We start from the raw sequence: 26,396 nt of genomic DNA, 5'->3' as shown, positions 1-26,396 counted from the left end.
TATGAGAAATTCAGTTCAGGTTGGTTGTTTTTCTTCTATGTCTGTGATGGGTGGCATGTTTCTCACATAAAACAGAATGCCATTAGTTTGCTAATTCACGGGCTTGTTTTAAAGAGATATCTCTCAAGGCACCAAAGCTCATTTCGCGATGGTGTCCGTGAATGGTGTAACGATAAAGCCATAGTCTCCCCTCATCTTTATGCTTATGAAGGAGTAAGCCAAGACCTTCATGCTATTTGCTAGCTCCCAATGTTACGATAGCCCTTGCATTTGAGAGCATTCATAAGAGGCGTTTTTAGTCGTTTCTTGTACAGTTTTTACCCACACGCTAGCTCCGCATTTTTTTATCTTTAAACGGTTGATAAGAGCTATGCTATTTTTTCTTTTTGCAACAATTTTTTTCACACATAGCTTCCTTTTATGGCGTGCAAGCAAAGAGACTTGAAATGAGAAAGTCTTAACTGTCTTTGGAATTTTCATTGAAGCGAAAGAATAAATCAGTTTTATCAATCAGTATATTAGATTAATCAGGCACATGATAATCCATAAAACGATTTTTACGGACATTAAACAGTTTGCCTGTTTCTTTCAAATCAGGTGAGGATAAATGCGCTATCTTTGCAGCGACTTCTTGTGGAGAAGGGAGAGTTTGAGGATCTTCACCAGGCATGGCTTGTGCACGCATAGCAGTGCGTGTTGCGCCTGGGTCAACACAATTAATTTTGATAGGGGTTTGTTTGAGTTCTTCTGCCCAGCAACGTGCAAGGACTTCTAAAGCGGCTTTAGAGGCTGCATAAGGTCCCCAAAACGCGCGTGCAACATGAGCAACGCTTGAAGATAATAAAATTGCTCGTCCAGCATCGGATTGACGCAATAAGGGTTCAAAAGCTTTCATTAAACGCCATTGGCTGATGAGGTTTATTTGAAAAACATCTTCAAAGACCATATTGTCGGTATGAGTGATTGGTGAGAGTGTTCCAAGAATTCCTGCATTTGCGACCATAATGTCGAGCTTCTGCCAGCGTTTAGCAATTGAAATACTCAGAGTATCAATGTTTTCCATATGATGTAAGTCGAGCGGAACAAGTGTTGCACAAGCCCCTTTTTTTTGGATTTGATTGTCAAGTTCAGTAAGTCCACGAACCGTTCGTGCAAGGGCGATAATGTGAGCACCCCGTTCTGCGAGTTCTAAAGCTAAATGGTAGCCAATACCTCTTGAAGCACCAGTAATAAGTGCAATGCGACCAACAAGACTAAAATCAAATTTTGTCATTATTAATTTCTTGTTTTAAGGACCGATGCTTGATGAATTTGAGGGATATTTTCTTGATCCACTAAATGTGTAGGATAATGTCCGGTGAAATAATGGTCAGTAAATTGTGGATCAGCATTATTTCGTTTTTCTCCTGATACAGCAAGATACAGGCCATCTGTTGAAAGAAATTCTAATGAGTCAGCTCCAACAAACTGACACATAGATTTTAAATCCGGATATTTATTAGCTAATAAGCTTTCACTTTTAGGTGTATCAATACCATAAAAATCGGGATAGAAAATCATAGGGCTAGAAATACGCATATGAACTTCTTTTGCCCCCGCATCGCGGAGCATTCGCACAATTTTAAGGGAGGTTGTTCCGCGCACAATGGAATCATCAACCAGAATGACGCGTTTGCCTTTGATGATAGAACGATTTGCAGAATGCTTTAATTTTACTCCAAAAGCACGAATTTGCTGCGTTGGTTCTATAAAAGTGCGGCCAACATAGTGATTTCGAATAATACCAAGTTCAAAGGGAATTCCAATTTCCTGTGCATAGCCAATCGCAGCAGGTGTTCCGCCATCGGGAACGGGAACCACAACGTCACCCTCACAAGGGGCTTCCCGTGCCAAATGAATTCCCATATTTTTACGTACCGTGTAAACACTCCGCCCTCCAACAATCGAATCTGGGCGCGCAAAATAAACATATTCAAAAAGGCAAAGCTTTTCTGGTTTTTCATTCTCTGGTTTTATAAATTTTTTAGTAATTTCCCCATTTTTTTGGATTTCACATATGATGATTTCTCCATTTTTGACATCTCGGACATATTTAGCTCCAATAATATCAAGGGCACATGTTTCAGAACAGAAGATTGGTTTACCATCCAGTTCACCCATCACGAGAGGTCGAATACCTGTTGGATCGCGTGCAGCAATGAGCTTGGTCCGTGTAAGCGCTAACATGGCATATCCCCCTTCCACTTGCCGAATAGCATCAGCAAAACGGTCAGAAGATGATTCATAGCGCGAACGAGCAATAAGATGAAGAAAAACTTCTGAATCTGAGGTTGATTGACAGATAGCACCAGAAGCAATGAGCTCGCGGCGTAATGTAAGACCATTGGTGAGATTGCCATTATGGGCAATAGCAATACCACCAGCTTTTAATTCCGCAAAAAGAGGTTGGACATTGCGTAATGCTACTTCTCCAGTTGTTGAATAACGGGTATGACCGATAGCACGATTTCCCGGCAAACGAGCAAGAGTTGCAGGGTTTGTATAGTGATCACCAACAAGGCCTAGATGCTTTTCTTGATGAAACATTTTATTATGATAAGAAACAATCCCAGCTGCTTCTTGTCCACGATGTTGAAGTGCATGAAGCCCGAGAGCTGTTAATGTTGCTGCATCTTCATGTCCAAGAATACCAAAAACTCCGCATTCTTCATGAAGGGTATCGTCTTCCAATAAAAAATCCTGACAGGAAATGTCACTTTTTGTCATCATGTTCTTTCAGTTGTAATATCAGCAGTAATGCTACCATATTTATATGTTATTTAAAACGTTGTGTCCGTGATGAACTATTCTCCATTTTGCTGAATGACTTTTTCATGAGAGCGCTTATCCTGTGTATGAGCATCGTCTTTTTTTAAAAAATTTTCAGCCTTTTCAAGAACAGTATCGAGATTTTTGGGAAGTCTTTCCAAGACCTTTTGTCCCAATGAATCTAAGATGGGTTTTGTTTTGGCATTTTTTAACCAATTTGCTTGGTTTTCAGGATTCACAAGTGCATTAAGAAGCAACATGCCGATAACCACAATAAATAAACCACGAAGCACTCCAAAAACAAAGCCGATAATACGGTCAAGGATGCCAATGCGGCTATCAATAATAAAATCAGAGATCTTCATCGTAATGATCGAAGTAATAATGAGAACAATAATAAAGATTGTGACCAAAGTTGTGATCAATGCGATCATTTTATTAGAGAGATATTGTTCAAAAAAGGGTAAGACAGGCTTGAATAAAAATAATGTAGCAACAGCTGCGATTGCCCAAGAAACCAACGACAGTATCTCGCGTGAAAATCCTCTGAGCATAGCAAGAAAAGCGGACAACAGGATGACTGCTACGACAATTCCGTCAAGGACTGTTATGATCATTTGTTTGTTCCTTATACATAAAGTTGTATTCTTTTAGGTGAGTATACAAATGCGTTTCTTGTTATGCCATTTTTTATTCTTATAGCAAGGGTCTTTTATCTTTTGTAGAGTTTTTTCTATATTATGATAGGTGTGACGTGGAGCATTTTTTACCTGCAGTAAGCGCTGCAACCAGCTCGGGAAGATCAGAGAATGTTTTTTGTTGAAAATTGAGCAATTTCATTGTTTTGGTTTTTGTTGTGGGTTGAACAGCTCCTTGAAACCCTAGTTTTTTGGCTTCATTGATGCGTTGTGCTGAATGCGCAACAGCGCGGGTTGCCCCTGAAAGGCTGATTTCACCAAAATAGACATAATCTGTTGGAAGAGGAATGTTTGCAAGAGAAGATACCAAAGCTGCAGCAACGGCTAAATCAGCGGCTGGTTCTGATATGCGATATCCACCTGCAACGTTAAGGTAGACATCATGTTGTCCAAAGCGAATACCGCAATGTGCTTCCAAAACGGCAAGAATCATTGAAAGACGATTTCCATCCCATCCCACAACAGCGCGTCGTGGTGTTCCAAGTGAGGAGGGAGCAACAAGCGCTTGAATTTCTACGAGTATTGGGCGTGTTCCTTCCATTCCTGCAAAAACAGCAGATCCTGGTGCTTTTTCATTTCGTTCACCCAAAAAGAGCTCCGATGGATTAGCAACCTCCCGTAATCCTTTATCAGACATTTCAAAAACACCAATTTCATCTGTTGGGCCGAAGCGGTTTTTAACAGTTCTAAGGATTCGATAATGATGTCCACCTTCACCTTCAAAATAGAGAACAGCATCCACCATATGTTCGACCACACGGGGGCCAGCGATTTGCCCATCTTTTGTTACATGGCCGACAAGAACAACAGCTGCTCCTGTTTTTTTTGCAAAGCGGATCATTGCTTGAGCACTGATGCGTACTTGTGTGACAGTCCCAGGTGCTGAATCGGCTGCATCTGACCATAGAGTTTGAATAGAATCGATAATCACCATATCGAGATTTTTATGATCACTTAAGGTTGCAAGAATATCTTCAACATTCGTTTCAGCGGCAAGTTTAACCGCTGTTTTGGCCGTTCCAAGTCTTTGGGCACGCAGACAAATTTGTGCAATAGCTTCTTCACCTGAAACATAAATGACATTATGCCCCTTTCGCGATAAAGCAGCAGCTGTCTGTGTCAGTAATGTTGATTTACCAATACCTGGATCGCCACCAACAAGGAGCGCTGATCCACGAACAAAGCCTCCACCTGTCACACGATCAAGTTCAGTGATACCAGAATGGATACGTGGAGCATCTTTCAGATCTCCCGAAAGAGATGTAAGAGGAATAACACGTCCTTTACGAATATTTTGCATTGGACCAGTGCCGATGCCCCCATTCAGATTCTCTTCGGTAAGGGAATTCCATTCACCACAAGAATTACATTTCCCAGCCCAACGTGAATGGACGGTTCCACAATTTTGGCAAATAAATTGAATGCGGCTGCGTGCCATGATGATTTAACCAATCTGTTCTGGAAGATAATGACTATCTGCCAGATCACTAAAACGTGTGAAATCAGACTGAAAAGCAAGAGGAACGGTTCCTGTGGGGCCATGGCGTTGTTTTGCGACAATAACGTCGGCTTTCCCCATAATTTTATCCATTTCATCTTGCCATTTTGTATGTTCGAGAGTGCCTAATTTGGGTTCTTCATTTTTGAAATAATATTCTTCGCGATAGACAAAAAGGACGATGTCTGCATCTTGCTCAATCGAACCAGACTCACGTAAATCTGAGAGTTGTGGTCGTTTATCTGTTCTATTTTCAACTTGGCGCGAAAGTTGTGAAAGGGCAATAATAGGAATATTCAGTTCTTTTGCCAAGGCTTTTAATCCCGTAGTGATTTCTGTAATTTCCTGAACACGATTTTCTGAGGAACGTTTTGAACCGCTTGTCATGAGCTGAATATAGTCAATAAATAAAACATCCAAACCATGTTGTCGCTTAAGACGCCGTGCACGAGCAGTCAGTTGCGTAATGGATATACCACCAGTTTGATCAATATAAAGCGGTGCTTTTTGCAAACGATTCATAGCACGGATAATTTTAGAAAATTGCTCTTCTGAAATATTTCCACGACGGATATCAGAAGAAGACACCTCTGTTTGTTCGGAAATAATGCGGGTTGCAAGTTGTTCTGATGACATTTCTAGTGAGAAAAATCCAACAATGCCTCCCTCATTTTCTTGTGTTTTGTTACCACGATTGCAAGCATTCGCAATATTAAAGGCAATATTGGTCGCCAATGATGTTTTTCCCATACCAGGGCGTCCTGCGAGGATAATGAGGTCGGATGCTTGTAATCCTCCCATTTTTTCATCAAGTGTTTTAATATGAGTTGCTATTCCTGATAAGTGTGAAGAGCGCTTTTTGGCAGCGCTTGCCATGTCCACAGCTTTTTTGATAGCTTCATCAAAACTCTCAAATCCACCTCCATATTTTCCCTTTTCTGCCAATTCAAACAATTGCTGTTCAATAGTTTCAATTTGTTGGGATGGGGTAAATTCTACAGGAGCATCAAAGGCTGTATTAACAACTTGCGTTCCGAGATTAATCAAGGAGCGCCGGATAAAAAGATCATAGATAACACGTCCATAATCTTCGGTATTAATAATTGTTATGGCTTCTTTTGCTAAACGAACAACATAATTATATACGGTGATATCTCCAATTTTTTCATCAGCTGGAATAAAGGGCTTGATGGTAACCGGATCAGCAATTTTTCCTTTTTCGATATGATGGGATAAAACATCATAAATTTTTTGATGTAGTGGTTCAAAAAAATGTTCAGGCTTTAGGAAATCTGACACGCGATCATGCGCCTCATTATTGATGAGAAGCGCGCCAAGCAACGCTTGTTCAGCTTCAATATTATGCGGGAGTTGTTGAAAGGAAGAGTTTTCCTCTTTTTGCGCAGGACTGAAGTTGACAATGCTTGTTTTTTCCATAACAGTTTTTTCCACTAAATTTCACCTTTAGCTATTTTAGGCTCTCAATGAAGTGCTATATACTAAAACGATAGATAATGAGATCGTCCTTTTGAGCTACAATCATATTTTAAATTTTTTGAGCTTCTCTTCAATTGCTGATTCACCATTTGTGTATTACTAATATACACCTTATTCCTTTATATTTTATTTTTAGAATGTGGAAATTTTAGAGAATATATAAACTTCCCAAATTGCACTTTATGGTGTTAAAAGAAAACACAATACCATACCTCAGATATCTTGGTAATATGTAATTTCAAAATTTTAATATCAGTATACGTAAAACAACCCTTTTATAATCAAAATTATTTTAGATCATAGAGGGATGTCATTGATTGACTGCTTCATGTTATGCAAATACCACTCTTTTGAGGAATAGAAACTTAAGCAATTTTTATTCTATTAAAAAAAACGGATAAGAAAATTTTCACTCAGCTCTTATAGCTTTTAGTATATAATATTTTACGCGATATGCTAGATACAGTTTTTTTTTATGATAAAATAACAAAAGGCACTCAACTTTTTCGGCTGAGTGCTTTTATAATGTATCAATCTTTTAGACAATGCAAAATGCAAGACAGATAAAAAGACAATTAAACTTCTTCATTAAGACTGTTTGACTCATTGTCATGATTTTCTTCTGCTAATAATTCTTCCTGTTGTTCCTCTACCAACTCTTCTTGAATGTCATATATTGCTTCAGCAGAGGTTAAATTTTCACCTTCTGCTTGGCGTTGTGCTTCACTCGTTGATCGTGCAACATTAATGACCACAGAAATCTGAACTTCAGGGTGTAAGCTAAGAGTGATGGTATGAAGGCCAATAGTCTTTATGGGATGGTTAAGTTCAATTTGATTTCTACTAATAGAAAAACCGTCATTTGTTATAATTTCAGCGATATCACGTGTTGACACAGAACCGTAAAGTTGCCCCGTTTCGCCAGCAGAACGAACAGCAATAAATGATTTACCATCAAGTTTTTCAGCGACTTTTTGTGCTTCGCTTTTACGTTCAAGGTTACGCGCTTCAAGTTGTGCACGTTGTATTTCAAAATGTTTTTTATTAGCTTCATTCGCACGTAAAGCTTTACCTTGAGGCAAGAGAAAATTACGTGCATAACCATCTTTAACTGAGACAATGTCCCCCATCTGACCAAGGCGAGGGATGCGCTCAAGTAGAATAATATCCATAGTTTTTCCTTTCGAACAATAAATTTAATGAAGTTTTTTGCGTGATTGAAAGTTGTATTGAATAGCTGCCCAAATACCCATTAACAGCATCATGAAAGAAATTGGTGGAGCAAAAACGACGGTTAAAATGGCAATATAAACAAGAGAGAGTATAATAAATCGTCCGTTGATCCCTTTCGTAATATTATGGAGATATGCTAGACCACTGATTGATATGATAAGAGTATATGCAGTGCTAAAAACACGTGTGCTCAAATTAACAGGAGCGCTCAATTCAATCATTGATGCTATGCAAACAATAATGAAAATAAAAATTCCAGAGATTGGCAAACGGAGTGTTTGACTCCAATCATCACGGGGCCTTTTGAGCCATTTCATATGTTGTGCTGTTATTACCGAAAAATAAAGATTACCAATGAGAAAAATCAAACTATAAATTGTCAAAGCAATAGCAGTCAAAGTTGCTGCATGTGTCATCAACAATTCACTAAGAGCCTGTATATCAGTTTCTCTCATTGATCGAGATTGTTGCATAGCTTGTGCTATATTTTCCGTGATTTTTTTTACAATAAGGGGGGTAGAAGGACGGGTTTGCACATAAAGCCCGATGAAGGTTGCTATAAGAGCTATGAAATTAGTTAAATGAAAAATGACCGATGATAACGGATACCATATCAGGCCATTTTCCTTTTGTGTGGGTCGTGCAAGTCCGAGGAGCCAAGAAGCATAAACAGCCGGAAGGAAAAATAACAACATAAAGCCAAGAGCAATATAGATATTAGTGGTGATGATAAGAACAACAGTAGCAATGATGAGCGCAACGACGCTGGCAAATGTTCCTTGAGCGAATGCAACAATGAAAATTGGCAATGAAAGAAAGCAGCCAAGAAAAAGAGAAAAATAGGGAGCAATATTCGCGACATTGATAATTGCCATTCCTATCACAACAGCAAACAACCCCGCTAAAATACCGGTCATTATCTTATAAACATGAAAATTTTCCATTTACCGCTGTCCTGCTTTTTGCAGTTAGAGGCATTATAACGCCCCAACTTTTGGTACTTTATAGACTTTAATATAATCTGTAATCAGGCTATATTGCTAAGTTACACAAGGCAACTGGGGAAACACCCCAGTTGGAGGAGTTTATCTTATAACGTATGGTAGTAGTCCGAGAAAACGAGCACGCTTAATGGCATTTGCCAACTCACGTTGTTTTTTCTGACTAACAGCAGTGATTCTTGATGGAACAATTTTCCCACGCTCTGAAATATAACGTTGCAACAATTTGACATCTTTATAATCAATTTTGGGAGCATTCGCACCTGAAAACGGGCATGTCTTACGACGACGGTGAAAGGGGCGACGCGCTGCAGTTTGATTCATATCAGTCATTATTCTATTCCTTCTATGGCATCTTCACGTTGACGACGCGAGGAGCGAGAGCGCTCTTCGTCTTGACCAATTTGATTACTACGATCAAAGCGTGAAAGCGCAATAGATTTCTCTTTTTCGTGTTTTTCGACGCGAATGGTCATGTAACGCAAAATATCCTCATTGATACGCATTTGACGTTCAACTTCAGCAATCGCTGCGGCTGGCGCATCAATATTAACCAGCACATAATAAGCCTTACGGTTTTTGCGAATACGATAAGCAAGGGCGCGAAGACCCCAATTTTCTACACGCCCAACTTTTCCCCCATGCGCTTCGATGACACCTTTGTAGACATTCAAAAGTTCATCAATTTGCTGTGGAGCAATGTCTTGTCGGGCAAGGAATATCTGTTCATAAAGAGCCATTATTTTGCCTTTCTTCAATTAAACTTTACCGGTTTTAGCGCAAAGCCTCTGCGACTTGTCTTTTTTGGAGACCCAAAGAAGAAAGGACGCGTTTACAATTTGAGACATTCGAGAGCGGAGACACAGGAGGTCGAAAATTTTGCACTTTCTACTGGTTACTTTCCAGTCCTCCGTTCAATCCCCAGCTAAAATGCCGGTAACAAACGTCTGACATTTACAGCTTATCTTTTAAAATAGCAAGTTTATGTGCATAAAAAAATTGATTTATTAAATCTTGATATATTGTCCTTATTTTCTAAAGAGACGATGCCGTAAAGTTGTAATATAGATATGAAGGAGAGAGGAATGGATTTTTTAAACCGGATTGACATTGCACTTTTAGGAATATTGACAGGCAATCATCAGTCTTGGTCGATTTTACTATTTTTTAGTATTTTTTGCGCAAAGTTTTTAATTTATGTTATCCCACTACATCTTTGCGTATTGTGGTTTTGCGGTGAACAGATGGAACGGCGCACAGCCTTAAGCATTTGTGTGAGTATTTGTGTCGCTCTTTTTGTCGGTTATCTCATTTCACTCACTTATTTTCACCCACGCCCATTTGTTGTCGGTTTGACAAATCCACTCATTCAACATCGTCCAACAGCTTCTTTTCCGAGTAATCATGCTTTGACTATTGCATCTTATACAGCGAATCTCTACTTCTACCGATACAAAGTAGCTTCTAAGATTGCAGGAGTGCTTTTGTGTTTAATCTGTTGGGGGCGTATCTTCGTTGGTGTACATTATCCTCTTGATGTTGTTGCTGGGATCATTTTAGGAAGTTTCATAAGTTGGGGTGTTGTTCAATTTATAGCACCGTATTTCCCTCAGTTTTTATATCAGATTCCACCATTAAAATATAATTTTAAAAGAGATATCCATTTCAAATAAGGCACTTTATCTTGATTTGTGCTGATGAATAAGATCAAAAGAAAAGAATTGAATCGCACAATTTTAGGAGTCGATAAATGGCTACAGCTTTTATTTTTCCAGGGCAGGGGAGTCAGCTTGTTGGTATGGGCAAGGCGCTTACGGAGCAATTTGTTGCAGCACGGATGGTTTTTGAGGAAGTTGATGAGGCCCTCGGGGAGAAATTATCAGATATTATTTTTGAAGGACCAGCAGATGTTTTGACGCTAACAGCAAATGCGCAACCAGCATTAATGGCCGTATCCATGGCTGTTATTCGTGTGATGGAACAATTGGGGCTGAATATAGAAGAAAAGGTAAAATTTGTTGCAGGCCATTCTTTGGGAGAATATTCGGCTCTTTGTGCTGCAGGTACATTTAGTCTTACAGATACGGCAAAGCTCTTACGCATTCGTGGCAATGCCATGCAAGCTGCTGTTGCTGTTGGTAAAGGCTCTATGGCAGCACTTATTGGTTTGAGTGAAGAAGATGTGGAAGAAATTTGCGAAACGGTTTCTAAGCAAGGATTATGCCAGATTGCGAATGATAATGGGGGAGGACAAATTGTTATTTCAGGTGAAGCAAAAGCGGTTGAAACAGCGGTAGAGGTTGCATCAAAAAAAGGTGCTAAACGTGCACTTCTTCTTTCTGTTTCTGCTCCATTTCATTCGCTTTTAATGCAGCCTGCTGCTGATGCCATGAAGAAAGCACTTTTCACTGTTAATAAAATGCCTCCTCTTGTTCCTTTGGTTGCCAATGTTTCTGTTGCACCAGAAACTGATCCAGAACGTATTCTTACGCTTCTTGTCCAACAAGTGACAGGGAGAGTACGCTGGCGTGAAACAATAGAATGGATGGGAAGTAATGGGGTTGATACACTGTTTGAGGTTGGTTCTGGAAAAGTGTTAACCGGTTTAGCGCGTCGTATTAACAAAGATATAAAGGGATTTACAGTTGGAACAGTTCAGGAAATAGAAGCAGCACTACAGGTGCTTGGTGTTTAATCTATTAAGGAGTCTAAAAAATGTTTAAATTAACAGGTCGTAAAGCTCTTGTGACGGGGGCATCGGGAGGAATAGGTGAAGCAATTGCACGTTGTTTTCATGCGCAAGGAGCGACTGTTGGGCTTCATGGAACGCGTGAAGACAAGTTAAAAGAAGTGGCAGCAGATTTAGGACAAGATGTTTTTGTATTCCCTGCTAATCTTTCTGAGCGCAAAGCCGTTAAGCAATTGGCTGAAACAGCAGAAAGAGAGATGGGTGGGGTTGATATCTTGGTTAACAATGCGGGCATCACCCGAGATGGTCTTTTTGTACGTATGCAAGATCAAGACTGGGATGATGTCTTAGCAGTCAATCTCACTGCTGCTTTTACTTTAACACGTGAATTAACACATTCTATGATGCGGCGTCGCTATGGAAGGATTATTAACATAACGTCTATAGTTGGTGTTGTCGGAAATCCTGGACAAACCAACTATTGTGCTGCAAAAGCTGGTTTGATAGGTTTTTCTAAAGCATTAGCGCAAGAAATTGCTTCACGAAACATTACGGTTAATTGTATTGCTCCAGGATTTATTCAGTCTGCTATGACCGATAAGCTTAATGAGAAGCAAAAAGAAACCATTATGGCGGCGATTCCAATGAAACGTATGGGAAGTGGGGAAGAAATAGCTTTTGCTGCTGCTTATTTAGCAAGTGATGAAGCAGCATATGTGACAGGTCAAACGTTACACGTCAATGGCGGGATGGCAATGATTTGAGTATTTGCTTTATTCCACATTGATTTATAATCTGTATTATTTTAAGTAGTAATAAAAGAAATGGGAAGATGCGCCCATGTCTTTAAATATCGTAGATTGATCAATTTATATCGGAATGTCAGATTGTTTCATTTTTAGGGGATATCCACAGGGTGTTTTGAATCGCTGCTAAAATCTTTAAGAGTAATGCATCTATTACTTGATTAGATGATCCGATATAGCTAACCAAATTATAGGAAAATAAATTTGAGGATTTCAATATGAGTGATACAGTAGAGCGCGTTAAGAAAATTATCGTAGAGCATCTTGGAGTGAGTGCAGATAAGGTGGTAGAAAATGCAAGCTTTATCGATGATCTAGGAGCAGATAGCCTTGATACGGTTGAGCTCGTTATGGCTTTTGAAGAAGAATTTGGTGTAGAAATCCCAGATGAAGCTGCTGAAACGATTTTCACGGTAGGTGATGCAGTGAAGTTTATTGATAAAGCTTCTGCGTGATAACAGAAAGGCAAAAGTGTAAAATACTTTTGCTTTTATTTTTTTAGCTATTTTGGAAATAGAGCTTTGAGAGGTGATCTCAATTCAAGGTTAAGAGTTATGAGACGTGTTGTTATTACTGGTTTAGGGTTAGTATCTCCATTAGCTGGTGATGTTGAATATAGCTGGAAACGCCTCCTTGAGGGAAAAAGTGGTGTTCGGCGTATTACGGAGTTTGATGTATCCGATTTGCCATGTCAGATTGCTGCTCGTATTCCCTTAGGCGATGGAACAGATGGTACATATAATGCCGATTTGTATATGGATCCAAAGGAACAGCGTAAAGTTGATGCATTTATTGTTTATGCAATGGCTGCCGCTGGCCAAGCACTTTCAGATGCTGAGTGGTTTCCCAAGAGTGATGAGGATCAGATTAACACAGGTGTATTAATTGGTTCGGGAATTGGGGGTATTGAAGGTATTGTTGAGGCTGGTTATACACTTCGTGATAAAGGGCCTCGGCGTGTTTCTCCTTTTTTTATTCCAGGACGTTTGATTAATCTTGCTTCTGGCTATGTATCAATTAAGTATGGTTTACGTGGTCCTAATCATTCGGTTGTAACGGCTTGTTCGACAGGTGCGCATGCCATTGGTGATGCAGCACGTTTGATTGCATTTGGTGATGCAGACGTCATGGTTGCAGGAGGCACTGAATCTCCGATTAATCGAATATCTCTTGCTGGTTTTTCTGCTTGCAGAGCTCTTTCTACTTGTCGTAATGACGATCCTGAACATGCATCACGTCCTTATGATGCTGATCGCGATGGTTTTGTGATGGGTGAGGGAGCAGCAGTTGTTGTTTTAGAAGAACTTGAACATGCGAAAAAGCGTGGAGCTCGTATTTATGCTGAGGTTATTGGCTATGGTTTATCTGGTGATGCCTATCATATTACTGCTCCCTCAGAGAGTGGTGAGGGTGCACAGCGTAGTATGATAGCTGCTCTAAAGCGTGCACAGGTAAATGTAAGCGAACTTGATTATATTAATGCCCATGGAACTTCAACGATGGCAGATGACATAGAGTTGGCCGCTGTTGAACGTGTTTTGGGGCATTACGCACCAAAAGTATCCATGTCATCAACAAAATCATCTATAGGGCATCTGCTTGGTGCGGCTGGTGCTGCTGAGGCTATTTTTTGTGTTTTAGCTATACGTGATAATATAGCTCCAGCGACTCTTAATCTTGATAATCCGTCAATTGAAACGAAAATTGATCTTGTTCCACATAAACCGCGTGAACGAAAGATTAATACGATTCTTTCCAATTCCTTCGGCTTTGGTGGAACAAATGCCTCTTTAGTGATGCGGCGCTTTGGAGAAGAATAAGTTACATTTTTTTATTTATGAGTTTTCTACTTTATTATAAAATTATAAAAATCTAAGTGAAAAATTATAGCTGTAATACTTAAGACTTGTTGAGGGTAAGAATTGTGTCCGATGTGAAAAACAACAAACCACTACAGGACATAGATGATTCCTCTTCAAATCATAGAGTAGATAAGAGTGGTATGTTAGCACATAAAAAACAAAAGAAGTCATTTATCGTACGTAATCCATTGGTTATTCTCGGTCATTTTTTTTTGATGTTTATTGTGGTTATTATTTTAGCCATAAGCATTCCACTTTATATTGGAAAAAGTATTTTTGAAGGAAAGGGAATATCGAAAGAAGAGCAAGTTGTTCTTATTTCTCCTGGAACAGGGATTCGTGAAATTTCTTCCCTTCTTGAAAAACGAGGTCTCATTCGATCAGCGGATGTTTTTGTTTATGGGGTTGGTTATCATCAAAAAACAACCCATCTTAAGGCTGGTGAATATTTAATTCCAGCCCATGCTTCAATGCAGGATATTATGGATATTCTTGTGAAAGGCAAATCTATTGAATATACTTTTACGGTGCCAGAAGGTTTGACGGTTCAACAAGTTTTTGATCGATTAGCAGCTAATGAAGTTTTAATTGGTGATCTTCCAAAAGTTTTGCCTCCAGAAGGCAGTTTGATGACGGATACTGTTCGTTTTATTCGTGGAACAACGCGTAAAGAAATTATAAACAGATTGCGCGAAGGACAGACAAAATTAATTCATGCTATATGGGCTACGCGCTCACCCGACTTACCAATAAAATCTATCGATGAATTTGTTATATTGGCATCAATTGTTGAAAAAGAGACAGGAATTGCGGCAGAAAGACCTAAGATTGCTGCGGTATTTTATAATCGTCTTGCAAAACATATGCGTCTTCAATCTGATCCAACAGTAATTTATGGTCTCTTTGGTGGGAAAGGCATGCCATCCGGTCGTGCAATTTACCGTTCAGATCTTGAGAAAGAGACACCATATAATACGTATAAAACTGATGGTTTACCGCCAACAGCTATTGCCAATCCAGGTCGAGATTCTTTAAAAGCCGTGGCACATCCACCAAGCAGTGATGCACTCTATTTTGTTGCGGATGGTTCAGGAGGACATGTTTTTTCTAGAACTTTAGAGGAGCATAATATGAATGTTCGCAAGTGGCGTGCACTCAAGGCAACACATTGATTTTAAAAAACTCTATAGAGAACCTATTATTGAAGTTTTAAAGAAAAGTAGAACAGTATGATGACAGATTTTGGGGATGGATCGCATGCTAAAAAAAGCAACCAGCGTCGTGGTTTATTATTGATTCTCTCTTCACCCTCAGGAGCAGGCAAATCAACTCTCTCTCGGTTACTTTTAAAAGATGGACAATTAGAGCTCTCGGTAAGTATGACAACACGGAAAAGACGTCCTAGTGAAGTGGATGGCCTTCATTATCATTTTATTTCAAAGGAAGAGTTTGAACGCAAACGCGATGGTGATGAATTTCTTGAATGGGCAGAAGTCCATGGAAATTATTATGGAACTTTACGTGAAAGCGTTGAAAATGTTTTGAGTGCTGGCAGAGACATGTTATTTGATATTGACTATCAAGGCACAGAACAGCTTCAAAAAAAGTTGCCAGATGATACCGTATCTGTTTTTATTCTTCCACCATCTATGAAAGAGCTTATTTCACGTTTACATCGTCGAGCAGAAGATAGCCAAGATATTATCAATTTACGCTTGAAAAATGCACGGACGGAAATGCAACATTGGCGTTCTTACGATTATGTTGTTATTAATGAGGATTTAAATCAGTCTTTATCACTTATTAAAGCGATTTATTTCGCTGAAACAGTAAAACGTGAGCGTTATTCTTTTCTTGAGTCTTTTGTTAATGGGCTTATTGCTGAAAAGGTTGACGAACGCCTTGATCATTTTGAAAAGAAATAAGAAGCAAAAAGCTATGTTTTTTAGGTTAGCAAATTCGCTAAAGTTACAAATTCAGCAATTGAAAGCGTTTCAGCACGGTGTGTCCCGTCGATGCCAGCTTTTTCTAAAAGCTTTTCTCCTCCAAGAGTTTTAAAATTTTGACGAAGCATTTTTCGTCTTTGTCCAAAAGCAATTTTTGTAACAAAACTTAATTTTTGGGCAGAGCAGTTGAGGGGGGTTGCGCGGGGAATAATATGAACAATGGAAGAAGTCACTTTGGGAGCTGGTGTAAAGGCTTGAGGAGGAACATCAAAAGCAATTTTAGCAGTGGTCCGCCAACCAGTTAAGACACTAAGACGTCCATAGTGGGCGGATTGAGGCTGAGCAGTAATGCGTTTTGCTACTTCACGCTGAAACATCAATGTCATTGATTCATAAAAAGGAGGCCATGGTTCAGTCAATAGCCAATTTAATAAAAGTTGCGTTCCAATATTATAAGGAAGATTTGCAATAATGCGTGGTTTTTCTAGAGATGTTTCAAAAAGTATTGAGAAGTTTTGCTTCAATGCATCATTACAAAGAACTTTTAGTTTTTGTGGATAGTGCTTTTCTATCTCTAAAAGAGCCGGTATACAACGCTCATCACGCTCTATCGCTGTTACTATGGCTCCCTGTGCAAGCAAGGCACGTGTCAAACCTCCAGGACCAGGTCCCACTTCAATAACAGGTTTTCCTTCTAAATTACCTGCTTGATGAGCAATTTTGGATGTCAAGTTAAGATCAAAAAGAAAATTTTGTCCCAAGGACTTAAGAGCTTGTAATCCATATATCTCAATGACTTTACGCAGAGGAGGTAAATGATCTATTGGCATGCTATCAAACTATTTTCTGCAAGTTGATTTGCAAGTTTAAGGGCAGCAATAAAACTTGTTGGAGAAGCTATTCCTTGATCAGCAATATCAAAAGCAGTTCCGTGATCTGGAGAAGTACGAATAAAAGGTAGCCCTAATGTGACATTAACAGTGTTATCAAAGTCTAATGTCTTAACAGGAATAAGGGCTTGATCATGATACATGCAAAGGGCAACATCATATGTTTTTCTTGCACATTCATGGAACATTGTATCGGCAGGCAATGGACCGACAATATTGAGTCCTTTCTTTTTAAGAGTTTCAATAGCTGGAGTAATAATTTCAAGATCTTCTTTTCCCATAGCGCCTCCTTCTCCTGCATGAGGATTAAGTCCAGCAACAGCTAAACGGGGAGCAGTGATTTTAAATTTCTTTTTTAAGTCATATTCCGTAATGAGTGCGGTTTGAACGATTAAATGGCAGGTAAGTTGTGAAGAAACTTCTTTGAATGGGACATGAACAGTAATCGGTACCGTTTTTAATCGGGGTCCTGTTAACATCATAACCGGATGATAACATTTATTGAAGGCTTGATGAGCCAAATCGGCTAAAAACTCTGTATGACCCGGAAATTTAAATCCGGCATCGTAAAGATTTTTTTTGGCAATAGGACAAGTAACCAGTGCAGAAGCATATCCACTTTGAATCAATTGGACACTACGTTCAATAGCCTCAATCACTCCAGCAGCATTGTTTGGAGAGGGGAAACCTCGTTGATCACTTTGTCGATTTTCCAATGGGATTACAGGAAGAGCGGCATAAAAGTTTTTTACAGGATCATCTATTCCAACACTTTCTACCTCAACATCCATCTGTAAAAAATGGGCACGCGAACGAATAACATCTGGATCAGCAAGCAAAACAAAAGGAGGGATTTGACATGTAAAACGCAAATTCCACGCTTTTAGTGCTATTTCAGGACCAATTCCGGCAGGATCACCGCCGCTAACAACAAGGACAGCCATTATGAGTTTTGAATACGCGCTACCCGACGCAATTCTTCTAAATATTTATCGCTTAACTTTTCAAGTTCCTGTGGGCTTTTTTTCTTATTATCTTGAATAGAAAATATCAACCGAGCGACGTAATCGTCAGAAACTCTTTTTATTTTACAGACAGCTAGCGCTTCAATTCCATCCGATGTTTCTTGAAATTTTGTCATTTTCCCAGCAGGTGTTGCAAGAATAGCCTGCTCCCACGCGCTTGGAAGCTGGGGCTCGAGAAATTTCCCCAAGTGGCGGATAGTAACGTCTAAAATGCCTCTTGCTTGATTTTGAGAATTTGCGCATCCACGGAAATGTGTGCGAAAATTGTTGGCTTCTCTTTGGCGTCTTTCAAAAATTTCTGAACGGCGGTGTGCAGGAATGACAAAGATAATTCGTTGTAGTGTATATTCATTGGTTGAAGGTTTTACACCACCATTTTTCAATATTCTGCGTACGGCTTCCTGTTCGCTAATCAAACCCGTTTCAGCTTGATAACGTGCATGAACAAGACGACCCCATCCTATTTGTCCACGGATATAATCTTTAAAGTGTTGTACTGTGATATCATTTTGAATCAAAATCTGATTGAGTTGATCAATAGCCATATTATTTTGCATTGCAAAATTTTCAAAAGCTTTATCCACCTCGTCATTGCTTACTTCAATATTTCGGCGCTTTATTTCAATGTTTTTGAGGGTCTCATTGATAAGTTCATTTTTAGCTTGCACCGCAAGATTGCCTTGCTTTTGTTGCAATCTAAGAAAAGCGACACGTCTTTGAATATCGTAATTTGTGATAGGGTTACCATTGACTGTAACAACAATGGCAGTCTGTGCGAAGACCGGTGAAATTAAAAATTCACTTATTATGAGGTTGCTGACACTCAAAGGTGCAATACACAATAAAGCAAGAATACGCTTTTTGAATTTATTCATGTAAGTAGGCCTTCGCATTATTTATTTAATCCTTATCAATTACTTTAAATATACGGTTTTTTTCATAAAAACAATGATAAGTTAAATGATCTATACATTCTCTTTATAAATTTGCGTTTATCTTTTTCCGATATCTGCAATGGTACGCAATGAAAGAGAGAAATTAAAGTTTTGCAAAGGTGTCTTCTTCCCTGGGTCCGTTATCTGCTGATAACCAAATGTGAGTCCAAAACATTCATCTGTATAGTTTAAGCTGATTCCTCGTTTTATGAATGTCCCCGATACGAGATCATAACCGGCATTGCTGTTAACAGACCAATAGTTAGCCAGTTTAATACCTGTTTGAAAAGAAATTTCTTGGCGTTCTTGTGGATATTCGTAATCTGGTTGATTTGCTATATAGGCATATTGTACAGCCGCCCCAAAATTGCGCCATTTCTGTGATGCTTCAATTTCACTACGATGGATTTTTCCTGTTTTTTTATCAAAACGTCCACGCGTTTCTAGGGAAAAACCACTTTTATGGTTTGCACCAAACATCGCGACATAGTCTGAACGGGTTACCTCTAAGCTAGAATGAATTCCTACGTTAACAAGATCCTTTTCTGCAAAAGAATTTTTTCCTGCAAGATGAAAGGATTGTCCAACAAGACCATAAAGAGACCAATTATTGTTAAAATTTCCAGAGTATCTTAAACCGATATTGGCTCTTGTTCCTCCTTCTACACGGTCGTAACCAGAAAATTTATCCCGTTGAAAGAGGGTCGTTGCATCAAATATAAAGCTTTGCGCATCCTCATTAGAGAGCTTTCCGATATATCGCTCATTATTGCGTATAAAAATTTGTGCAGTTGGCTCTATAATATGTGTGGAGTTTTCCAATGTCATGAGTAAGGGATAGCGTAATTCGAGACCAGCAGTTGCCATACCACGAAATGCTGAACGATGAAGAGTGGATGAGAAGTCATTTGTTCTATAAGCAGTATCATTTTCGTGTGCATTTGTTGTAATGATATCAGCTCGTAAAGAAAGAAGAGGGGTTAAGATAAGCCCACTTTGCATGTTAAAGCGCCTCTTCCACTCTAGCTCATTTGTTAAACGAAAACTATTGCCAGCGATGCCAGAAAGTCTAGCAGCGTTGAGAGGTTTTCCGTTCCAGTCAGTAGAAATAAAGTCAGTATGACGACGATAAATTGATTGCATATTGCTGTGAAATGTGAGTTCCCCATGATAAATTGGTTCATTCGGTGTGAAGAAATAATCAATACGGGGAAGAACCCACGCTTGCCGAGAATGACGTTCATGAGGATTATTCAATATCAAATCTTGAACTTTAAAATGGTAAAAACGCATATCAAAATAGTTTTTACCTGCAAGACCATTCAAATAAAGTTGAGAAAGTTGTGTAGGATTGTTATAGTTATCAAGTTTATAGGCACGACTAAAATGTCTGTCAGACTGTGCAAGAATATCCCACCCATAGGTCCAGTGTGAATTAATATGAAAATCCCCCTTTGTCGCTAGCATATAACGATTTTTATGTTGTGCATCAATTGTCTCATTGTCAAACTTATGCGGTTTCATTTGATATATATGCGCGAAGCGAATGTTATAGCTGCCTGTTTTTAAACGTTGACGCCATTCACCTTCGGTTAAAAGCCCTTGTTGAGTATAGAGTGTAGAAGAGAGGGTCAAATCATAATGCGGTGCAAGATTCCAAAAGTAAGAATTTTTTATACCCATACCGAGATAATCAGCATAGAAAAGATGAGGAACAAGGAAACCGCTAGCACGCTTTACAGTTGGATCATTAAGCTCAAAAGTTGGAAATTGTAGGATTGGTACACCAAAAATTTCAAAACGGCTGTTTTCAAATCGAATTTTTTTAGTAATGTTATTCCAGATGATCTTTCTTGCTTTAATTTTCCACAGGACTTCTCTATCTGGTTTATAAGAACAGGGTTCACAGGCTGTATAAGAAGCATTATCAAAGACTGTTATCTGGCTGTTGCGGCGTGTAGCACTTGCTGCTGCAAAATGGACATTGTTAGCGGTATCAATACGTAAGGCATTTACGAAACCTTCGCCGAAATCTTTAGTCATATCAATTTGGTTGGAATAAATTTTGTTACCATCTTTTTGAGTAACTTCAACATTTCCTTGCGCTATGATTCGTCCTGTTTTTTGATTGTAAGTAACTTTTTTAGCGATAACTTTGTTGCCATCATATTCGATTTGGACATTGCCTTGTGCAGAAACACTGTTTTCATCACGGTTGTAGATGAGTTCGTCTGCAGAGAGTAGAAGAGGGCTGATGGGATTTTGGATACGATTTTGAGTAAGAAGAGTAGGGCTTTTGGCGTTTACAGAAGAGGATAAAGATATAGCGAAAACACAGCACATAACACTTTTAAAGGTAAGTGCACTTAATTTTGTCAGAATCACTCTTTTACGGATCAATGCTTTCACTTAGCCATCCTCTTTATGGAGTAAAAAGGAGATTCCCAAAAATAATGCAATAACGACTGGTGTCCAAGCTGCAATAATTGGTGGAATATATCCAACGTTACCAAAAGCTTGAACGAGTACAGAAATAACATAAAGCACGAAACCGGCGAGTACGCCACTAAGAATCAACATTCCAGATTGTCCAAACCGCGTGAAATTTAAAGATACAGTTGCTGCAATAAGAGTCATTGCCACAAGAAGAGCAGGTAATGCAATCAAAGATTGTAAATACATATCAAAATTATTGGCAGAATAGCCGAATGAACGTGCGATCATAATTTTTTTTGGCAATTGATAAAATGGGATAGTCGCTGGATTCACTAAACGTTCAGTTAAAAATTCAGGTTTTAGGTTAGTTTTTATTTGAAATGTCGTAAATTTTTCCGGAGGATGTCCTATTTTATAGATTGTTCCATTTGTTAAGAGCCAAGCTCCGTTCATCAATGTTGCTTTTTTTGTGTTAATCCAATTTTTGACTGTTGCATCATCATTGTATTGTACAAAGGTTGCTTCAATGAGAGAAAGTCCTTGATCGGTGATAGATTTAGCACCAATGGTTGTTCTACCTGAAGGTGTTTGTTGTGTTAACCATGGGATACGGGTATTTTGAAAAGAAGATGTTAAGACGTTGTTACTACGCCACTCAGTCATCATTTTTTCTGCTTGAGAAAATCCCCATGCGGCAAGAGGATTAATAAAAAGAATTGAAAATAATCCAAAAAGAAAAGCACCCAAGCAAGCAGGCATGAGAAATTGCCATGCAGAAACGCCAATAGAGCGTGTCACAACAAGTTCAAGTTTTCGATTAAGTGAAATCAGCATAACCATTGCAGAAAACAGTGCAATAAAGGGAATGAGTTGCTGCATAATAAAAGGGATGCGTAAAACAGAGATGAAAAAGGTATCTTTTGCCGTATAGTGGGAAAGATAAGATAATCGACCAGAATTTTCTGTAAAATCAATCAAAAAGGCAAGAATAAAAATACCCCAAAAAAAATAACAGGTTGTTTTAAGATAACGTATAAAGAAATATCGTCCAAGCGTCCACCCAATCATGATACCTCATCCGAGGGATATTGAGACTTTTGATGCGCAAATTTTTTAACCAATTTTTGAAAAATAAATTGAATAATCTCATGAAGTTTTGTGGGAATAGCAATTGTATGATTCGTCAAAAGCATAGAAACAACGAAAGCACTCATTCCTATGGGGGTAATATAAAGAAGGGGAGTGTATGCAAGATCGCTCTTTGCTTTTTCGGCAAAAAAATATCCTATCCAATATACGAGTAATGAGATGGCAATGGCAGAGAAGTTTGCAAAGTTATGAGCTTGCCGATATGAGCCTGTATTTCCTGCTGCGGCTAAGGCAATAAGTGAAAAAACAATTGGATAGAGCCATTCTGTAAGTCTGCGATGAAATTCAGCTTTATATTGGAGTGGTTTTCGCTGATAGTACGGATCTTTCGGATCAGGACTTAGTAAATAAGAAAGAGGACGGTCTTTCGGGTAAAGTGTGGGTGTTTTATCGTTGGGAATGAATTCACTCAAGCTAAAGACATACGAGCTGAATTGAACGATTGAGACGCTATCATTTTGATGATTAATCCTTTCTATTTCACCATTATGAAGGATAAGAAAACTGCCACTTTTATGACTCACAATTGATGCATCTGTTGCATAATAAAAAAGATCAGTTTTCGGATCGCGCTGGTCGGCAATGAAAAGTCGTTCAAGCGTTCCATTTGAATTGCGTTCACCAATTTCTATGTAAAGATTATTGGCAAGTTTTTGGAAGCTACCTTCACTAATAAAAAGATTAATAAGATCAACATGGGCACTTGCTAGCATTTGTCGCATATTAAGACGTGCTTGAGGAACAACAAAATTGGCTATAGAAAAGGAGACACATGATGCAACAATAGCGAGAAGAAGAATTGGTTTCCACACAGTGCTTTTGGGAAAACCAGAGGCGCTGATGATTGCAAGCTCTGAGTCTTGATTCATTGTTGAAAGAGTGCTCGTAATTGCAATCAGTAATGCAAATGGAATGACAAGAAAAATAACAGAAGGAACCAATGAAAATGAAAACTGCAAGACTGTTAGAAGTGTTTGCCTACTTGTTGTAAGAAAATTTATTCGTGCAAGTATTTGCACTGTCCAGCTAATACTAATTGCTGCAATCATGACAGCACTAAACAAGATTAAAACACGTTTTAGGATGTAAAACTCAATAATACGCATAAATGGGATAAGACCCTCAGTTTCAAACGAGAAAGAATTATTCTACACTGCCTTGAATGAAAAATATAACCAAAATTTAAAATATTCTTATGTTTCTTGCACATTTTTACCAAATAGATAGAGCAAAATAGTAGGATAATTTCAACCCATTGTGTAATACATTATATTCTGTGTTAAAGGATAGGCATAGGGAAGTGATAAATAAAGCTAAGAGTGATCTTTTAGTGACCTTAAGAACAGACCATTTGTCTTTAATACATATGAAAAAGCAAGTAATACATACAATCAAAAGAAGAGGAAACATTATGTTTTCAACCAGTTTTTTAATTCTGGAGATGAGAGAGGATTCTTCCCCAAAATGTTAATTTTTTATAAAGAGTGATGAGGTCTAAGAGGGTGGATATTCTATTCTATCATTTGACGCAGTCAACGCTTGGGGAAATTCTGCCAACACTTGTGGAGCGTGCACTGGATCGTTTTGGTAAGGTCACAATACAATGTGTGAGTAAAGAGCAACGCGATGCTATGGACATGCGTTTGTGGGTTTATGCTGATGAAGCATTTATTGGACATGGGACTGAGTGTGATCAATACCCAAATTTACAACCTGTCTTTCTTACCACAGGGCAAGAAAATCCAAATGATTCAAAGATACGCTTTCTCATAGAGGGGGCGATTTGCTCAGATATCGATTCTTATCAACGGCTTGTCGTGATATTTGATGGCAACAATGATGAACAATTGAATCTTGTTCGGGCACAGTGGAAAAAATATAAAATGCAGAACCATAAATTAACGTATTGGCAACAGAGTGAAGACCGCGGTTGGGAAAAACAGATTTGATGTGTGTAACGCCTATTATTTTGATTTTTAGAGGACTAATGGAAAGCACAACTCGGGCATTTCTTATCGGGAAAGAATCAGGAGAAAGTAAAGGGTTTTTCTTGTGATTTTTCTTTTAGGAGTACTAAAAGTGTGGACTATAAGAAAAAAAGATTAAACAGCAATGATGATGATTATTGATCGAATTTTGCTTATTTTATGGGCTGTAATGTTAGCTTTTTTTTGCGTTTCATGGTTGGGCACAACGCATATTCTATCGCGAATGTTTTCTGTTACTTATATTGGCAATATTGCAGATATTTTATTCTTTTTTTTGAGTGCACTGTTTTCTGGAATATTGTGGTTGAGTATACCTCAACCGATGTCTTGGAAAATAAAACTGGCAGCATTTCTACCGCCAGCGCTTATTTTATTGTTTTTTATTATATTCTAGTTAGAGATTTCATCTTCGGTAAATCCCACGAAGCAAAGCAGTGAAATAAAAGAAGCGAGAAGCAAATAATAACCGATATAAGAAGTATCAAAATGTTGCACGAGATATTCTGCAATATAAGGTGCAAGAGATGCCCCTACGATACCAGATAAATTGAATGTTACAGAAGCACCCGTATAGCGGATTGTTGTTGGATATGGCGAAGCCAAAACAGCACCAAGAGGACTGTAAATCATTCCCATGATAGACAAGCCAATGACAGACATTATAAGGACTCCTATAATTCCAGAATTTAGAAAATAAGGAATTGCGAAAGAATAGATACCAGTAATGATTGTGACCAAAATCATCAAAGTTCTACGCTTAATGCGATCAGCAAGTTTTCCAGTGATAACGGTAAAAATCCCACAGAAAATAGCACCAATCACTTCTACTTGAAGAGCCTGATGATATGGCAGTTTAAGGTGATTTGTTGAGTAACTTAATAAATATGCTGTGACCAAATAAAACAAAACAAATGTTGCCATACCAGAAAATATTCCAAGAAATAGGATTCGTGGACATTTTAAAAAGACATCAATGATAGGAACTTTAACACGTTCATTACTTTGAAGGGCTTTCTTGAATTGAACTGTTTCATTGATTGAAAGACGAACCCACAGTCCCACAATCATGAAAATAATAGAGGCAATAAAGGGAATGCGCCATCCCCATGCCAAAAGTTGATCGTGATCAAGAAAGTGCAACAGACCTAAATAAACAGCAATAGATAAGAACAAACCGATTGGAACGCCCAATTGAGGAAACATAGCATACCATCCACGTTTTTCTGGAGGAGCATTTTCTGTTGCGAGCAAAACGGCTCCCCCCCATTCGCCACCCAATCCCATTCCTTGTCCAATACGGCATAGGGTTAAGAAAAAGGGAGCCCACCAACCAGCTGTTTCATAAGTGGGAAGAAAACCAATAATAACGGTTGACATACCCATGGTAAGAAGAGAGGCAATAAGTGTTGCTTTTCGTCCAATTTTATCTCCAAAATGTCCAAAAAGAATTGATCCAAAGGGGCGTGAAAAAAAAGCTGCTCCAAAAATCAGAAAAGATTGCAAAATGGCAAGTTGGTCATTTTGCGTTGGAAAAAACACATGGGGAAATATAAGAGCTGCGGCAGTTGCAAAGACATAAAAATCAAAGAATTCAATTGTTGGACCAATAAGGCTGGCAAATAAAATTCGACGAGGAGAATTTCTTTTGCTTGTACTTTGTATTTCTGAGTTTATAGACATGAATAGAATGTCCCTTTCAGTATATGACAAATCAAATTATGGAACTAATTTCTTATAAATATAGAAATTTCAAATCAGTGTCGAGTCGATATTATTATTCTTCCGTATATTAGAACAATGCTTATAGTATGAAAAGCATAGATGACTATATTGTAAATATATCCAAATTGAAGACAATTAAAGACGCTTTTAAATGTCATGGAATATGGAAATATACTTCTGTAAATAATGTGGTTTTTGAATATATTATTACTT

25 protein-coding genes and 1 pseudogene are annotated in these 26,396 nt (G+C 38.5%); 9 read left to right on the top strand and 17 right to left on the bottom strand.

Annotated features, from left to right (window positions below):
- Positions 1-85 precede the first annotated feature (85 nt).
- The 10 genes and pseudogenes from PVV64_RS02415 to rpsF all read right to left on the bottom strand — a co-directional run.
- Positions 86-284 (bottom strand): annotated as a pseudogene (locus PVV64_RS02415) (Arm DNA-binding domain-containing protein); the annotation flags it as partial.
- A gap of 239 nt (positions 285-523) precedes the next feature.
- Positions 524-1,273, bottom strand: coding sequence for an SDR family NAD(P)-dependent oxidoreductase (locus tag PVV64_RS02410; RefSeq protein WP_273759537.1), 750 nt, complete (start codon positions 1,271-1,273; stop codon positions 524-526).
- A gap of 2 nt (positions 1,274-1,275) precedes the next feature.
- Entirely contained in the window at positions 1,276-2,766 is a 1,491-nt protein-coding gene (purF, locus tag PVV64_RS02405; protein WP_273759535.1) for an amidophosphoribosyltransferase, read from the bottom strand.
- A gap of 77 nt (positions 2,767-2,843) precedes the next feature.
- Positions 2,844-3,425, bottom strand: a complete 582-nt coding sequence (locus PVV64_RS02400) for a CvpA family protein (protein ID WP_273759533.1) — start codon at positions 3,423-3,425, stop codon at positions 2,844-2,846.
- A 121-nt stretch (positions 3,426-3,546) separates the two neighbouring features.
- Complete coding sequence (gene radA / locus PVV64_RS02395; RefSeq protein ID WP_273759531.1) at positions 3,547-4,944, bottom strand: DNA repair protein RadA; 1,398 nt, start codon at positions 4,942-4,944, stop codon at positions 3,547-3,549.
- Between the two features lie 6 nt (positions 4,945-4,950).
- Positions 4,951-6,441: a replicative DNA helicase gene (locus PVV64_RS02390; protein ID WP_273759680.1), complete on the bottom strand. Its 1,491-nt coding sequence runs from the start codon at positions 6,439-6,441 to the stop codon at positions 4,951-4,953.
- 635 nt (positions 6,442-7,076) lie between these two features.
- Positions 7,077-7,673: a 50S ribosomal protein L9 gene (gene rplI / locus PVV64_RS02385; protein ID WP_273759530.1), complete on the bottom strand. Its 597-nt coding sequence runs from the start codon at positions 7,671-7,673 to the stop codon at positions 7,077-7,079.
- A 24-nt stretch (positions 7,674-7,697) separates the two neighbouring features.
- The gene (locus tag PVV64_RS02380; RefSeq protein ID WP_273759529.1) at positions 7,698-8,678 is read right to left on the bottom strand and encodes a hypothetical protein; all 981 of its coding nucleotides are present in this window, start codon (positions 8,676-8,678) and stop codon (positions 7,698-7,700) included.
- Positions 8,679-8,819: 141 nt separating this feature from the next.
- Positions 8,820-9,068 carry a 30S ribosomal protein S18 gene (rpsR, locus tag PVV64_RS02375; RefSeq protein ID WP_273759528.1) on the bottom strand — a complete coding sequence of 83 codons (249 nt, stop codon included), beginning with the start codon at positions 9,066-9,068 and terminating at the stop codon, positions 8,820-8,822.
- Entirely contained in the window at positions 9,068-9,475 is a 408-nt protein-coding gene (gene rpsF / locus PVV64_RS02370; protein WP_273759526.1) for a 30S ribosomal protein S6, read from the bottom strand. The genes rpsR and rpsF overlap by 1 nt, the downstream gene beginning before the upstream one ends.
- A 345-nt stretch (positions 9,476-9,820) precedes the next feature.
- Between rpsF and PVV64_RS02365 the strand changes: the two genes are divergently transcribed.
- From PVV64_RS02365 to gmk, 7 genes are all read left to right on the top strand, one after another.
- Positions 9,821-10,408 carry an undecaprenyl-diphosphatase gene (locus PVV64_RS02365; RefSeq protein WP_273759524.1) on the top strand — a complete coding sequence of 196 codons (588 nt, stop codon included), beginning with the start codon at positions 9,821-9,823 and terminating at the stop codon, positions 10,406-10,408.
- Positions 10,409-10,485: 77 nt separating this feature from the next.
- Positions 10,486-11,430, top strand: coding sequence for an ACP S-malonyltransferase (gene fabD, locus PVV64_RS02360; protein ID WP_273759521.1), 945 nt, complete (start codon positions 10,486-10,488; stop codon positions 11,428-11,430).
- 20 nt (positions 11,431-11,450) lie between these two features.
- Positions 11,451-12,188, top strand: a complete 738-nt coding sequence (fabG, locus tag PVV64_RS02355) for a 3-oxoacyl-[acyl-carrier-protein] reductase (protein ID WP_273759519.1) — start codon at positions 11,451-11,453, stop codon at positions 12,186-12,188.
- Positions 12,189-12,448: 260 nt separating this feature from the next.
- Complete coding sequence (locus PVV64_RS02350; protein ID WP_273759517.1) at positions 12,449-12,685, top strand: acyl carrier protein; 237 nt, start codon at positions 12,449-12,451, stop codon at positions 12,683-12,685.
- Positions 12,686-12,784: 99 nt separating this feature from the next.
- Complete coding sequence (fabF, locus tag PVV64_RS02345; protein WP_273759515.1) at positions 12,785-14,050, top strand: beta-ketoacyl-ACP synthase II; 1,266 nt, start codon at positions 12,785-12,787, stop codon at positions 14,048-14,050.
- A 104-nt stretch (positions 14,051-14,154) separates the two neighbouring features.
- Positions 14,155-15,264 carry an endolytic transglycosylase MltG gene (gene mltG, locus PVV64_RS02340; protein WP_273759513.1) on the top strand — a complete coding sequence of 370 codons (1,110 nt, stop codon included), beginning with the start codon at positions 14,155-14,157 and terminating at the stop codon, positions 15,262-15,264.
- 57 nt (positions 15,265-15,321) lie between these two features.
- Positions 15,322-16,017, top strand: coding sequence for a guanylate kinase (gmk, locus tag PVV64_RS02335; protein ID WP_273759511.1), 696 nt, complete (start codon positions 15,322-15,324; stop codon positions 16,015-16,017).
- A 20-nt stretch (positions 16,018-16,037) separates the two neighbouring features.
- On the opposite strand, the gene rsmA is transcribed toward gmk, so the two are convergent.
- From rsmA to lptF, 6 genes are all read right to left on the bottom strand, one after another.
- Positions 16,038-16,868 carry a 16S rRNA (adenine(1518)-N(6)/adenine(1519)-N(6))-dimethyltransferase RsmA gene (gene rsmA / locus PVV64_RS02330; RefSeq protein ID WP_273759509.1) on the bottom strand — a complete coding sequence of 277 codons (831 nt, stop codon included), beginning with the start codon at positions 16,866-16,868 and terminating at the stop codon, positions 16,038-16,040.
- A complete protein-coding gene (pdxA, locus tag PVV64_RS02325; protein ID WP_273759507.1) occupies positions 16,859-17,872 on the bottom strand; it encodes a 4-hydroxythreonine-4-phosphate dehydrogenase PdxA in 1,014 nt (337 codons plus the stop codon). Before pdxA ends, rsmA begins: the two co-directional genes overlap by 10 nt.
- Complete coding sequence (locus tag PVV64_RS02320; protein WP_273759505.1) at positions 17,872-18,828, bottom strand: peptidylprolyl isomerase; 957 nt, start codon at positions 18,826-18,828, stop codon at positions 17,872-17,874. Before PVV64_RS02320 ends, pdxA begins: the two co-directional genes overlap by 1 nt.
- 117 nt (positions 18,829-18,945) lie before the next feature.
- Complete coding sequence (locus tag PVV64_RS02315; RefSeq protein ID WP_273759503.1) at positions 18,946-21,297, bottom strand: LPS-assembly protein LptD; 2,352 nt, start codon at positions 21,295-21,297, stop codon at positions 18,946-18,948.
- The gene (gene lptG, locus PVV64_RS02310; RefSeq protein ID WP_273759501.1) at positions 21,298-22,392 is read right to left on the bottom strand and encodes an LPS export ABC transporter permease LptG; all 1,095 of its coding nucleotides are present in this window, start codon (positions 22,390-22,392) and stop codon (positions 21,298-21,300) included.
- Positions 22,389-23,579, bottom strand: coding sequence for an LPS export ABC transporter permease LptF (gene lptF, locus PVV64_RS02305; protein ID WP_273759500.1), 1,191 nt, complete (start codon positions 23,577-23,579; stop codon positions 22,389-22,391). Before lptF ends, lptG begins: the two co-directional genes overlap by 4 nt.
- A gap of 396 nt (positions 23,580-23,975) precedes the next feature.
- On the opposite strand from lptF, the gene PVV64_RS02300 reads away from it, so the two are divergent.
- Both PVV64_RS02300 and PVV64_RS02295 read left to right on the top strand, forming a co-directional pair.
- Positions 23,976-24,422 (top strand): DNA polymerase III subunit chi, encoded by a 447-nt coding sequence (locus PVV64_RS02300; RefSeq protein ID WP_273759499.1) that lies wholly within the window; start codon positions 23,976-23,978, stop codon positions 24,420-24,422.
- Between the two features lie 169 nt (positions 24,423-24,591).
- On the top strand, positions 24,592-24,855 hold the full coding sequence (locus tag PVV64_RS02295; protein ID WP_273759678.1) for a hypothetical protein: 264 nt from the start codon (positions 24,592-24,594) through the stop codon (positions 24,853-24,855).
- Here PVV64_RS02295 and PVV64_RS02290 read toward each other — a convergent pair.
- Positions 24,852-26,141, bottom strand: a complete 1,290-nt coding sequence (locus tag PVV64_RS02290) for an MFS transporter (RefSeq protein WP_273759498.1) — start codon at positions 26,139-26,141, stop codon at positions 24,852-24,854. The two genes, PVV64_RS02295 and PVV64_RS02290, sit on opposite strands and share 4 nt — an antisense overlap.
- Positions 26,142-26,396 lie beyond the last annotated feature (255 nt).

The organism is Bartonella sp. ML70XJBT.G (assembly GCF_028618575.1).
Taxonomy (GTDB): Bacteria; Pseudomonadota; Alphaproteobacteria; order Rhizobiales; family Rhizobiaceae; genus Bartonella.
The sequence above is the reverse complement of the archived record's forward strand: the minus strand, read 5'-3'. Positions and strand labels throughout refer to the sequence as shown.